Origin of the sequence: Bartonella sp. DB5-6 (assembly GCF_000278115.1) — a bacterium.
Lineage (GTDB): Bacteria > Pseudomonadota > Alphaproteobacteria > Rhizobiales > Rhizobiaceae > Bartonella > Bartonella refiksaydamii.
In genome coordinates this window covers 171,024-184,027 of the sequence record NZ_JH725117.1, presented here as the reverse complement: position 1 = coordinate 184,027, position 13,004 = coordinate 171,024, and the positions used below count along the sequence as shown (strand labels likewise).

Below are 13,004 nucleotides of genomic sequence, written 5' to 3'. Positions count from 1 at the left end.
GTAAGGACGATAGTAGTATAAAAGAGGCTGTATAAAAGTTGGGACAAAGGATGAAGTCAAATGAGGGTATGACAGAGAGAAAAATTGTTTCTATTTTAGTACCTCTGCCTGTTGCACATGCTTATAGTTATGAGGTTCCATCTTCGATGGAGGTAGAGGCTGGTTCTTTTGTTCGTGTTCCGGTCATGGGGCGAGAAGTTTGTGGTTTTGTGGTGGATGTTGGAGAACAGTCCGCAAAGGATGGGCAAAGTGCTCCATCTGTGGCGCGTAAAAAATTACGCTCTCTCCTCCATGTTTTTGATTGTCCGCCGTTAAAAGTGGAGATGATCACATTCTTGCGTTTTGTTAGTCGGTATACGATGACTCCTTTTGGTCTTGTTGCACGCTTGGTTTTGTGTGTTCCGTCCGCTTTAGAACCGGAGGAACAGATGCTGGGTTTGCGGTATTGTGGGGGAGAGATAGGGCGCTTAACACCAGCACGATCACGGGTTTTAGAGTTGGCACGTGCTGGTGAGATTTGGACACGTTCTGGTCTTGCCCATGCGGCAGGAACTTCTGTTTCCGTTGTTGAGGGGCTAAAGACGTTAGGGGTTTTTGAAGAGGTTATGGTACCTGCTCCTGCTCTTGTGGCGCTGCCTAATCCTGATTTTTGCTGCCCTCAATTGGAGGGAGAACAGAGCAAAGCAGCGCGTCTTTTGCGGGAAGGTGTTTTATCTTCTCACTTTCAAGTTTTTCTGCTTGATGGTGTTACTGGGTCGGGAAAGACAGAAGTTTATTTTGAAGCGGTTGCCCAAGCGCTTACAGGTGGTAAGCAAGTTTTGATTTTGTTGCCGGAAATTGCTTTAACACAACAATTTTTAGATCGTTTTCATGCACGCTTTGGAGCGGCAGCAGCGGAATGGCATTCAGATTTATCACCACGTCGTCGGGAACGTGTATGGCGGCAGGTTGCAGAAGGGCGGGTGCGGGTTGTGGCTGGAGCGCGTTCGGCACTTTTTCTTCCCTTTCCAGAGCTTGGGTTGATTGTTGTGGATGAAGAACATGATGGTGCTTACAAACAAGAAGAGCGCATTTTTTATCATGCACGTGATATGGCGGTTGCACGAGGGTCTTTCGGGCATTTTCCTGTTATTTTATCCTCAGCGACTCCTTCGATTGAAAGTCAGACAAATGTCTTGTGGGGGCGTTATCAACGGGTCCATTTGCCATCGCGTTTTAAAGCAGCTGCCCTTCCACAATTGCGGGTGGTTGATATGCGTCAAGGAAATGAGCAAAAGGGAGGTGTGCAAAAGGGGCGTTTTATTTCCTCTACTCTTGAAGGGGCTTTAAAAAAAACGCTTGAGAAAGGTGAACAGGCACTGCTTTTTCTTAACCGGCGTGGTTATGCACCTCTCACATTGTGCCGAGTTTGTGGACATCGTTTTCATTGTCGTGACTGTTCAAGTTGGTTGGTGGAGCATCGTTTACAAGGACAGCTTAAATGCCATCATTGTGGATATCATCAGCCGCTTCCAGAGGCATGCCCTGAATGCGGGACATTAGATCATCTTGTTGCTTGTGGTCCAGGGGTAGAAAGAATTGCCGAAGAAACACGGGGGCTTTTTCCACAGGCGCGGTTGTTGATTCTCTCAACGGATCTCAAAGGCGGGATTGGTCAGTTGAGGCGTGAATTGGAAGCGGTGACGAATGGGGAGGTTGACGTTATTATTGGAACGCAGTTGGTTGCTAAAGGACACCATTTTCCAGGACTTTCTCTGGTTGGGGTCATTGATGCGGATCTTGGTCTTGCCAATGGCGATTTACGTGCGAGTGAGCGTACTTTTCAGCTCTTATCTCAGGTTACAGGGAGGGCAGGGCGTATGGGATTAGAGAGTTTAGGATTATTACAAACTTATCAACCTGATCATCCAGTAATACAAGCTCTGCTTTCGCGACAAGGTGAAGATTTTTATACCCATGAGATTGCTATGCGTCAGCATTATCATCTGCCTCCTTATGGGCGACTTGCTTCTTTGATTGTGTCTTCAGAAAAGCGTCAAGCAGCGGAACATTATGCACGTGCGTTGCGTCAAGTTGCACCGAGGGAAAAAAAGATCTCGGTAATGGGACCAGCAGAAGCCCCATTGGCACTTATTCGAGGGCGTTATCGTTTTCGCCTTTTGCTGCAAGGGCAACGTTCTTTTGATATACAAGGTTTTATTCGTGCAATGCTTTCAAGTGCACCCAAAATACCTTCTTCAGTTCGGGTTCAGATTGATATTGATCCGCAAAGTTTTTTTTGAAAGCACAAGGGAAGTAACGGGGAGGTTTATTTGCTTAAAAGGTGTTCTAGAAGGAATAATTTTAAGCAAAAAGATACGTTCCCTCTTTTTTAAGGGAATAGCCCATTATTATTGCTTACTTATAAATTTGAAATGATAGATTTTTTGTCAGTTCTTTTGGTGGAAGAGTATTTAATACTGAAAGAGAGCTTTTTGTTTATGATTTCAGAGTGATTATGAATGATCAAGGAAAGACATTTAAAAATCTATGAGGGTAAAAATCTATGAAGAGATGCCAAAAAGAAACACAAAAAAATCGTGGTGCTGATTTGTGTATTCTAAAAAAATCCTTTTCAAAAATATTTTGAATATTTTATTTAAAATTTTCAGGAAGCAGCGATTTGGAGTGTTGCGAGTCTGTTATGTCTATGCTAGAAACCAAGAAGTTTTTTGTTCTAGGTTTTAAGAAGGGTATTCTTAAAGTCGGGGATGTCTGTTTCATTATCATCTGATAACTATCTTCATCTGGTAACTATCAGAGACTCGCTCAAGGGAAAGAGGCGGTATTTCGTGTCGGATTCATTTTCTCTTATACCGTTGCCATTGGTGGATCAGCGCTATGCGCAAGCGCTTTTTGATTTCGTTCAAGAAGCAGAGATTGTGGAAAAGGTTGAAAAAGCAGTGGCGTATTTTTCGCTTGTTTTGGATCAAAATGAAGATTTGAAGCGCTTTGTGCAAAGCCCATTCTTTTCAGTAAAAGAGCAGGTTGAGGTAATGCGTGCTGTTTGCGAGCGTATCAAATTTGTTGATGAGGGCGCTGGTCAGATTGTTAGTAATTTTTTGCGTGTTATTGCGCTAAACCGTCGACTTTGTGCTTTGTCTGGGATTTTACACGCTTTTCAGCGTCGTGTTGCTCTCTCTCGTAGGGAAATTTCGGCGCAGATTGTTTCTTCATGCCCACTGAGTTCTCGCCAAGAACAAGAGCTGCGCGTGGCGTTGGAAGGTGTGGTGGGGGGGAAAGTTTTGCTACATATCCTTGTTGATCCAACAATTCTCGGTGGATTAATCATTCGTGTGGGGTCGTTTCAGATTGATACGTCTCTTGAAACAAAATTATCTTCGCTTAAGCTTGCATTGAAAAAAGAGGTCAGCTGATGGATATTAGACCATCTGAAATTTCAAAAATTCTCAAAGAGCAAATCAGAAACTTTGACCAAAAGGCTGAAGTTTCAGAAATTGGTTGGGTTCTTTCTGTGGGTGATGGTATCGCCCGTGTTTATGGTTTGGATAATGTCCAAGCAGGGGAAATGGTTTCCTTTTCAAATGGCGTGCGTGGTATGGCTTTGAATCTGGAAATCGATAATGTTGGGGTTGTGATTTTTGGGTCGGATCGTGATATTCGTGAAGGTGATGCCGTTAAACGGCTTGGGTCTATTGTGGATGTTCCTGTAGGACCAGCTTTGCTTGGGCGTGTTGTTGACGCATTGGGAAATCCTATAGATGGTAAAGGACCAATTAAGGCAACAGAGCGTCGTCGTGTTGATGTGAAGGCTCCAGGGATTATACCACGTCAATCTGTTCATGAGCCCATGGCGACGGGATTAAAAGCCATTGATGCGCTTATTCCTATTGGACGTGGACAGCGTGAATTGGTGATCGGTGATCGACAGACAGGAAAAACAGCAGTTTTGCTTGACACATTTTTAAACCAGAAACCGTTTCATGAAAAAGATGCTGGACGAGATCAAGACAAAGTATATTGTATTTATGTTGCCATTGGTCAAAAACGTTCAACGGTGGCGCAATTTGTTAAAATTTTGGAAGAGCGTGGAGCACTCGAATATTCTATTATTGTAGCCGCTACGGCTTCTGATCCTGCTCCATTACAATTTATTGCGCCTCTTGCTGGATGTGCGATGGGTGAGTATTTCCGTGATAATGGTCAACATGCTTTGATCGGTTATGATGATCTTTCAAAACAGGCTGTTGCTTATCGTCAAATGTCTCTTTTACTTCGTCGTCCACCTGGTCGTGAAGCTTATCCTGGTGATGTTTTCTATCTTCATTCGCGTCTTTTGGAGCGTGCGGCAAAGCTGAATGCTGAAAATGGTTCTGGATCTTTGACGGCTTTACCCGTCATTGAAACTCAAGCAAATGACGTTTCTGCTTATATTCCTACAAATGTGATTTCAATCACTGACGGGCAAATTTTTCTAGAAACCAATTTATTTTATCAAGGAATTCGTCCTGCTGTGAATGTAGGTCTTTCTGTGTCGCGTGTTGGTTCTGCTGCGCAAATCAAGGCGATGAAGCAGGTTGCTGGTTCGATCAAAGGTGAATTGGCACAATATCGCGAAATGGCTGCTTTTGCACAATTTGGTTCAGATTTGGATTCTTCAACGCAACGTCTTTTAAATCGTGGTGCGCGTTTGACAGAACTTTTGAAGCAGCCGCAATTTTCTCCACTGAAAACAGAAGAACAGGTTGTTGTTATTTTTGCTGGTGTGAATGGTTATCTTGATTCTTTAGCTGTTTCCGATGTTGCGCGGTTTGAACAGGGGCTTTTAACGCTTCTGCGCAGTGATTACCAAGATCTTTTGAAGGCCATTGCTGACCAAAAACAGATAACCGATGAACTTAAGGATAAATTGATAACTGTTCTTAAGTCTTACGCAAAGAATTTTTCGTAATGAGAATTGATGGAATGCTCGAATGGCGTCGTTGAAGGATCTTAGAGACCGTATCGCTTCGGTTAAGGCAACACAAAAGATTACCAAAGCCATGCAAATGGTTGCGGCGGCAAGGTTGCACCGTGCGCAAGAGGCGGCGGAGGCTGCTCGTCCTTATGCTCAGAGGATGGCTGCTATTTTAGCTGGTGTTGCAGCCGACGTTGATGCTATTGATGCACCACCTCTCATGCGGGGTACTGGTCGAGATGATGTGCATCTTTTGGTGGTATGCACTGCGGAGCGCGGTCTTTGTGGTGCTTTTAATGTACAAATCGCTCGTCGTGCGCGCGAACAGATTAAGACACTGCTTTCTGCTGGTAAAATCGTTAAAATTTTAACCGTGGGAAAAAAAGGCGCTGATATTTTATCGCGTGATTACAAAGCTTTGATGATTGATCATATTGATTTACATTCTGTAAAACGGGTTGGTTTTGCAGAAGCTGTGATGATCAGTCAGCGGATCATTGATTTGTTCAATGAGGAAGCATTTGATGTGTGTACGCTGTTTTATTCTGAATTTGTTTCCGTGATCAATCAGCGTCCAACAGCTTTTGGCTTGATTCCAACGCTGTCTCCTAAAGAGGTTGTTGAAGGAGAGGCTATCGTTGAAAAAAATGACGAAAACAAAAGTTCGCAATCAATTGTTTATGAGTATGAGCCTGATGCTGTTGCTCTTTTGGAAGAGCTTGTGCCGCGCAATCTTTCTGTGCAAATCTTTCGGGCTTTGCTTGAAAATGTTGCCGGTGAAATGGGGGCGAAGATGAGTGCTATGGATAATGCATCGCGCAATGCCGGTGAAATGATTAATAAATTGACAGTGGCTTATAATCGTCAGCGTCAAGCACAAATCACGACAGAATTGATCGAAATTATTGCGGGCGCTGAAGCTCTTTAAATTGAAAAGGTAAGGATTAATGGTAAAAGCAGTGACGTCAAGCAAAGGAGCAGAAAAAGTTGAGAAAAAGAAAACAGCTGCTCGTTCAGGCGTGAAGAAAACCGCCTCAAAATCTCAAGCTGGTATAAAGAATTCTTCTGGTACTGTGCGGTCTTCTTCTAAAGAGGCTCGTGCAAAAGAAAGTGCGCAGGCAAAAGGGGCCGTTGGTGAGATTAGGCAGGTTATCGGGGCTGTCGTTGATGTGCAGTTTGAAGGTGCGTTGCCAAATATCCTTAACGCGTTAGAAACAGATAATTTAGGTAATCGGCTAGTTTTAGAAGTTGCGCAGCATTTGGGTGAAAATACTGTGCGTACCATTGCCATGGATACAACGGATGGGTTGACGCGTGGTCAAAAGGTTTTTGATACAGGAACGCAGATTAGTGTTCCTGTTGGAGAAGCAACACTTGGTCGTATTATGAATGTGATTGGAGAGCCGGTTGACAATGTGGGACCAATTCTTGCGACCAAAACACGTTCTATTCACCAAGATGCTCCTGCATATGTTGAGCAATCAACGATATCAGAAATTCTTGTCACGGGTATTAAAGTCGTTGATTTGTTAGCACCTTATTCTAAAGGTGGTAAAATTGGTTTGTTCGGGGGGGCTGGTGTTGGTAAAACCGTTCTCATTATGGAGCTTATCAATAATATTGCAAAAGCGCATGGGGGATATTCCGTATTTGCTGGTGTTGGAGAACGTACGCGTGAGGGAAATGATCTTTATTATGAAATGATCGAAAGCCGCGTGAATGTGAATCCAAAAGACAATAATGGTTCAACAGAAGGCTCGAAATGTGCGCTTGTCTATGGACAGATGAATGAACCACCAGGAGCGCGTGCACGTGTTGCTCTTTCAGGATTGACTATAGCAGAAAGTTTCCGTGATGAGGGACAGGATGTTCTTTTCTTCGTGGATAATATTTTCCGTTTTACGCAAGCAGGAGCCGAGGTGTCCGCTCTTTTAGGGCGTATCCCTTCTGCTGTGGGCTATCAGCCAACTTTGGCAACGGATATGGGTGCTTTGCAAGAACGTATTACCAGTACAAAAACGGGATCTATTACTTCTGTTCAGGCTATTTATGTTCCAGCGGATGACTTGACAGATCCAGCACCTGCAACATCTTTTGCCCATTTAGATGCAACAACAGTTCTTTCGCGTTCGATTGCTGAAAAGGGGATTTATCCCGCAGTTGACCCGCTCGATTCTTTCTCACGCATGTTGGATCCATTGATTGTTGGTGAGGAGCATTATACTGTTGCTTGTCAAGTTCAAACTATTTTGCAACGCTATAGAGCCCTACAGGATATTATTGCGATTCTTGGAATGGATGAACTTTCTGAAGATGATAAATTATTAGTGGGGCGGGCACGTAAAATTGAACGTTTTCTTTCGCAACCTTTCCATGTGGCTGAAGCCTTTACCGGTTCGCCCGGAAAACTCGTATCTTTAGAGGATACAATCAAAGGGTTTAAAGGTCTTTGCGCTGGCGATTATGATGATTTGCCGGAAGCAGCTTTTTATATGGTTGGTTCTATTGAGGAAGCCATTGAAAAAGGAAAGCGTCTCATTACAGAAGCTTCTTCATAAGAGGAAATCTGTAACGAATGCTTGTTGTAGATAGCACAAGAGGTCTTAGTAGTGAACCTCGTGGAGGTTTTTGTGGAGAACAATAAAGTAGAGTGTTTTTTGTTTGAGATTGTATCACCTGAGAAATTTGTGTTTTCAGAACAGGTGCTATCTGTTGTTCTTCCTTCAGAGTCAGGTGCACTCACAGTGATGGCACATCATGCACCGTTGGTGGCTAGCATTGTATTGGGAAGTGTTCGCGTGCTCACATCTTCGGGGGAAAAGCTGTTTGCTGTTTATGGGGGTGTTGTTAATGTTACCTTTTCGGGATGCTCTCTTCTGGTAGAGAAGGTTGTGACTGTTGAACATCTTTCTTTTAATGCGTTGGAACAGAAGATTTTGCAAGTTCGAGCGACATTGAAGGGAGGGGCAAGTGATGAGGAAACAAAGCATAAAGTAGAAGAATTTTTTCATCAATTGACAACTGTTGATACTGTATTGACAGAGGCGTAACGGATTATACAGGAAAAGGCGACATGAGCGGAAAGAAGAGTACGGTTATGTCTGCTAAAAGAGGAGGAAAGCCTTTCCCTCATCCAGGTCGTGTTTTTGCGGGACCTTTGCCAAAGTGTTTTGTTTATATTTTTGCTTCTTTTATTTTACAGTGGGCTTATGGCTTAGGGGCGAATATTGTTCAGTCTAACATTGTTTATCTTACGGGTGATTTTCATGCAACTTTAACAGAAACCACATGGTTGGTTGCTGCTTATATGGCACCAAATGTGAGCGTTGCGATTATGTTAATCAAAATTCGTTATCAGTTTGGGCTGCGTGCTTTTGCTGAATTATCAATTCTTGGCTTCGTTCTGGTTTGCATTTTACAGCTCTTTGTTACGGATTTGCGTTCTGCATTGATTATTCGTTTTTTTGCTGGTATTGCTGCGGCACCATTGGCTTCCTTAGCGCTCCTTTATATGATGGAGGCTTTTGCACCAGGAAAGAAGTTTACCGTTGCTCTTAGTTTGAACTATATGAATGCGGCTTTAGCTGCTCCTTTATCACGGTTGATTTCTCCAGATTTGTTGGAAAATGGTGGATTTTTGAGTCTTTCAGCGTTGGAAATGGGGTTGGTTCTTATCAGTTTGGGATGTATCTTTTCTCTTCCCCTTACCCCTGTTGTACGCAGCAAGGTTATTCAGAAGTTAGATTGGGTGAGTTATAGTTTGATTGCATTTGGTCTTGGACTTAATGCTGTCATTATGTCTGTTGGTACGTTGTATTGGTGGTATGAGGCACCGTGGATTGGTTGGGGGCTCGCGCTTGCTGTTCTCTCTTTGGTTACGGCGACCATTCTTGAGCTTAATAGAGAGAAACCATTGATTGATTTGCGCTGGCTTTTCAGTAAAGAAATGGTACAATCTGTTATTCTTTTATTGGTTTTTCACGTTTTTTTATTAGAGCGGTCAACCTTAGCTGCAGGTTTTTTTAATCTTTTTGGTTTGTTAAATCGTGAGATGGCGCCTATGTATCTTGCGGTTATATTGGGGACCCTTTTAGGGGGAGCGGCTTGTGTGTGTTTTTTACGTGCTGGTCGTGAGGATTATTTTTATCTTTTATCTTTGGGTTGTTTGGCGCTTGGGACTTATTTGGATAGTCATGTGAACCACTTAACACGTCCGCAAGATATGATGTTGAGTCAAGGGTTGGTTAGTTTTAGTTACGCACTTTTTTTACCTCCTGCTCTTTTCAGGGGGTTTGTGATAGCCGGTGAGCGAGGACCGCGTTACGTTTTAAGTTTTATTGCTGTTTTTCTACTGACGCAAGTGACGGGTGGGTTGATGGGATCGGCTTTTTTTGGCAGCTTGCAGATTTTTTTCGCCCATAAGAATTTTGAGTTTTTAACACAAAATATTGTTGTTACGGATCCACGTATTTCAGTTGAGATGTCTGCCTTATTTTCGCCTTCTTTTGGTGTTGGTGTTCCACCCGTCTTAGGAGATGGGCAAAACGTGTCTAAATTGATTGAGAAATTTAGATTAACAGCAAATGTTTTTGCTTATGATGATGTTTTTCGGCTTTATTTTTATATAGCAATGGTTGTTTTTGCTATTTTCCTTGTCAAAGTATTTGTCAAGTCATACTCTTTGACTGCCTTCGGTAAGCGGGATAATGCCAGTGAAGAGGGGAGTAAAAAATGATAAAAGCATTACGATCAAGAGCGACGCTTGTTGCATTTTTCTCAGGTGTTATGGGTGTTTTGCTCATTTTATGGGCTTGGAAACTTCCTCCTTTTGTTAGTACGATTCAGATAACTGATAATGCTTCCATTAAAGGCAATGTTACCTTGGTTAGTTCACAGATTTCTGGGGTGATTGCACGGGTTTATGTGCAAGATTATCAGAGAGTTGAAAAGGGAATGCTTTTATTTGAGCTCGATGATTCTCTTTTTCGCCAACAGCTTGCAAGAGCAAAGGCTGTTCTGGATTCAAAAAATGCAAAACTTGCAAGTGTTATGTTGCAGGCTCAGATTTTGCAGGGAGAGATTAATACAACAGAAGCTGAATTGACGCGTTCGCGAGCATTCTCCAATGTTCCTCCTGAAAACAAGAAGCTAAACTTTAGTGATGTTGCCAGTTCCGTTTCTCGCCCTCTTTCGCAATTGTTGGTGACACTGGAAACAAAACGCCAATTGCAAAAACAATTAGATCTTGAACGGCAAAGTTTACAGTCAGATGTTGCAGGAGCAAAGGTTAGCGTTGAATTGGCTAAACTTAACCTAGATCACACCAAGATTTTGTCTCCTAGAACTGGGTATGTTGGACTAGTGAGTGCGCACGTAGGGCAATATGTTGTGCCTGGTACGCAATTGGTATCCGTTATTTCTGATGACATTTGGATTATAGCTAATTATAAGGAAACACAGCTTTCTCAGATGCGTGTTGGGCAGCCGGTTATTTTTTCTGTTGATGCATTGAATAATAAGAAATTAACAGGGCGTGTGGTTCGTTTCGCACCTGCGACAGGTTCAGAGTTTTCACTGTTAAAAACAGATACTACAATTGGTAATTTCATTAAAATTGCGCAACGTATTTCGGTGCGTATTGCTTTAGATCCTGGACAAGAGGGGATTGAAAAACTCATCCCCGGAATGTCTGTAGTCACCTATGTAGATACTTCACAACGTGCTCCTGGAGGTTAAGATTTTGATTTTTTTGAGTTTGATTTCTATGTCTTTTGCTTATAGCAAGTGGGCATTTACCTTAGAAGATTTCATTTGGACTTTCATAGTTGAGCTTTTTAACTTCTTAAGATTATTATTTTGGTATAATAATAACTCTGGTTTTCTGTATGTTGTTTTTTCCGAGATGTAGAAGAATGCCCACTTTGAGGTGGGCATTGAAAGGTTTTGCTGTTGGTCGTGTTTTAGTTTTTACGTATCAGCAAGAAGCTAGCTAGAACTAATCCTGCGGCTAATGCGAGGGTCGTTTTAGGATTTTCTTTTGCTTTTTTCTTTAATTGTGTAGCATGCTCGTTGAGATGGTAAAGCGCGTGGCGGCCTTTTTGTTTCCATGTGTCAAACAGGACAGAGATGTTTTCAAAGCTGTCATCATGAAAACGCCAAGGACTCACTGGGACGAGTTGATTTTTTAATAGTGCGATGCGTTTTTTAATTTTAGCATTCTTGGCGCGGGTTGAAAATAGACTCATCTGTTCACTCCTTCATGTGTTATGCTGTTTCACGACAGTGGGAATTATGTTTAGGGTTTTGCTATAACGGCCTAAAAATTGAAAGGTTGCATTGACTGTGCTGTTTATAGGTGAGGTAAAATCGAGAGATTTGGTTTAATTTTAATGAAGCGCTGTCTTGCATTCATTTTTTAAATTGTATCATGATAAACATGATCATAAATGATAGCCGATAGATGCCAAGTGTTGAAAATTTGAGGGCTAGATGAGCACTGCGTATTCTTTATCTAAACCTTTTGAACGTCGTCGGTCTGTTGGCGTTGCGGTTGGCGATGTGATGGTTGGTGGGGCGTGTCCGATTGTTGTTCAGTCAATGACGAATACGGATACTGCCGATGTTGATGCAACCGTTGCACAAATTGCTGCTCTTTGGCAAGCTGGTTCGCAATTGGTTCGCATCACCGTTGATCGTGATGAAGCTGCTGCTGCTGTGCCAAAAATACGGGAGCGATTGGAACGGTTAGGTTTTTTTGTACCATTGGTGGGGGATTTTCATTATATTGGTCATAAGCTTTTATCAGAACATCCTGCTTGTGCGCAGGCGCTTGCAAAATATCGGATCAATCCTGGAAATGTTGGTTTTGGCGTGAAAAAAGATCGCCAATTTGCGGAAATTGTTGAGATTGCCTGTCAGTACTGTAAACCTATTCGTATTGGTGTGAATTGGGGGTCTCTTGATAATGTGTTGTTGACACAACTTATGGATGAAAATGCTAAGCAGGAAAAACCTTTGTCTGTCGTTGAAGTGATGCGGGAGGCTGTTGTTCAATCGGCTCTACATTCGGCTGTTTTTGCGGAAGAGCTTGGGTTGGGACGCGATAAAATTATTCTTTCTGCTAAAGTTAGTGATGTTCAAGATCTCATTGCTGTCTATAGTACCTTGGCAGAGCGTTGTGATTATGCGCTCCATTTGGGATTGACAGAAGCAGGGATGGGAACAAAGGGCGTTGTTGCTTCTTCTGTGGCTTTGGGAATTTTGTTACAACAAGGGATTGGGGATACGATCCGTATTTCATTAACACCTGAACCAGGTGGAGATCGAACACGAGAAGTAAGAGTGGCTCAAGAGCTTTTACAAGTGATGGGGTTTCGGCAATTTTTGCCCGTCGTTGCGGCTTGCCCTGGATGTGGGCGCACAACCTCGACAGTGTTTCAGCAATTGGCACAAAAAATTGAAGCGAATTTATACAAAAATATGTCTGTCTGGCGTGAAAAATACCCTGGTGTTGAAAGTTTAAAGGTTGCTGTCATGGGATGCATCGTTAATGGACCAGGAGAATCAAAACATGCTGATATTGGGATTTCATTGCCTGGAATGGGCGAAAGTCCGGCAGCGCCTGTTTTTATTGAGGGAAAAAAAGTGAAAATCTTGCGGGGTGAACATATTGCCGAGGAATTCGAATCTCTTTTGAGTGATTATATTCATACACGCTTTGGGCAAGGTTGAAATAAATTCTTGGAGTTCATTTTTTCGATCAATGATGGTTTTTGTGTTTTTTCTTCATTGAAGATTGTGCTTTTGTTTGTGAGTTAATATCCAATCCTCACTCGTTGTATGTTGAGAACAAGATGACCGTTCATAAGTTGAAGCGCTTCTTTATTGTCTTAGAGCATCTCTCCTAGATAACACGGTCTTCAAACAGGTTCATTAGCAAACTAAAGGTAACATTATCTCCAGCATTTTTATGGGTTTCATTGTAAAGCTGGATAGTGCTGTTAGAATTTTTCCCAATTAATGGGATAATTTGAGTTCCTTTCAAAAC

Annotated in this window: 11 protein-coding genes; 9 read left to right on the top strand and 2 right to left on the bottom strand. The window is 42.5% G+C overall.

Going from position 1 to position 13,004, the window contains the following annotated elements; genetic code table 11:
• The first annotated feature begins 68 nt into the window (after positions 1 to 68).
• From MCO_RS04665 to MCO_RS04630, 8 genes are all read left to right on the top strand, one after another.
• Positions 69 to 2,282 carry a primosomal protein N' gene (locus MCO_RS04665; protein ID WP_371137034.1) on the top strand — a complete coding sequence of 738 codons (2,214 nt, stop codon included), beginning with the start codon at positions 69 to 71 and terminating at the stop codon, positions 2,280 to 2,282.
• A 549-nt stretch (positions 2,283 to 2,831) separates the two neighbouring features.
• Complete coding sequence (gene atpH / locus MCO_RS04660; RefSeq protein WP_007552921.1) at positions 2,832 to 3,416, top strand: ATP synthase F1 subunit delta; 585 nt, start codon at positions 2,832 to 2,834, stop codon at positions 3,414 to 3,416.
• A complete protein-coding gene (gene atpA / locus MCO_RS04655; protein WP_007552920.1) occupies positions 3,416 to 4,951 on the top strand; it encodes a F0F1 ATP synthase subunit alpha in 1,536 nt (511 codons plus the stop codon). The genes atpH and atpA overlap by 1 nt, the downstream gene beginning before the upstream one ends.
• 22 nt (positions 4,952 to 4,973) lie before the next feature.
• On the top strand, positions 4,974 to 5,885 hold the full coding sequence (locus MCO_RS04650) for a F0F1 ATP synthase subunit gamma (protein ID WP_007552919.1): 912 nt from the start codon (positions 4,974 to 4,976) through the stop codon (positions 5,883 to 5,885).
• A gap of 19 nt (positions 5,886 to 5,904) precedes the next feature.
• A complete protein-coding gene (gene atpD / locus MCO_RS04645) occupies positions 5,905 to 7,515 on the top strand; it encodes a F0F1 ATP synthase subunit beta (protein WP_007552918.1) in 1,611 nt (536 codons plus the stop codon).
• 72 nt (positions 7,516 to 7,587) lie between these two features.
• Entirely contained in the window at positions 7,588 to 8,007 is a 420-nt protein-coding gene (gene atpC / locus MCO_RS04640) for an ATP synthase F1 subunit epsilon (RefSeq protein WP_040298886.1), read from the top strand.
• 23 nt (positions 8,008 to 8,030) lie between these two features.
• Complete coding sequence (locus MCO_RS04635; RefSeq protein ID WP_007552916.1) at positions 8,031 to 9,692, top strand: MFS transporter; 1,662 nt, start codon at positions 8,031 to 8,033, stop codon at positions 9,690 to 9,692.
• Positions 9,689 to 10,693, top strand: coding sequence for an HlyD family secretion protein (locus tag MCO_RS04630; protein ID WP_007552914.1), 1,005 nt, complete (start codon positions 9,689 to 9,691; stop codon positions 10,691 to 10,693). Before MCO_RS04635 ends, MCO_RS04630 begins: the two co-directional genes overlap by 4 nt.
• 224 nt (positions 10,694 to 10,917) lie before the next feature.
• Here MCO_RS04630 and MCO_RS04625 read toward each other — a convergent pair whose 3' ends face one another.
• Positions 10,918 to 11,202 carry a hypothetical protein gene (locus MCO_RS04625; protein ID WP_007552912.1) on the bottom strand — a complete coding sequence of 95 codons (285 nt, stop codon included), beginning with the start codon at positions 11,200 to 11,202 and terminating at the stop codon, positions 10,918 to 10,920.
• 244 nt (positions 11,203 to 11,446) lie between these two features.
• Here MCO_RS04625 and ispG point away from each other — a divergent pair, with 244 nt between their 5' ends.
• Positions 11,447 to 12,688 (top strand): flavodoxin-dependent (E)-4-hydroxy-3-methylbut-2-enyl-diphosphate synthase, encoded by a 1,242-nt coding sequence (gene ispG, locus MCO_RS04620; protein ID WP_007552910.1) that lies wholly within the window; start codon positions 11,447 to 11,449, stop codon positions 12,686 to 12,688.
• Between the two features lie 172 nt (positions 12,689 to 12,860).
• Here the strand turns inward: ispG and MCO_RS11555 are convergent, their stop codons facing one another.
• Complete coding sequence (locus tag MCO_RS11555; RefSeq protein ID WP_371137038.1) at positions 12,861 to 13,001, bottom strand: hypothetical protein; 141 nt, start codon at positions 12,999 to 13,001, stop codon at positions 12,861 to 12,863.
• Between the last annotated feature and the right edge of the window lie 3 nt (positions 13,002 to 13,004).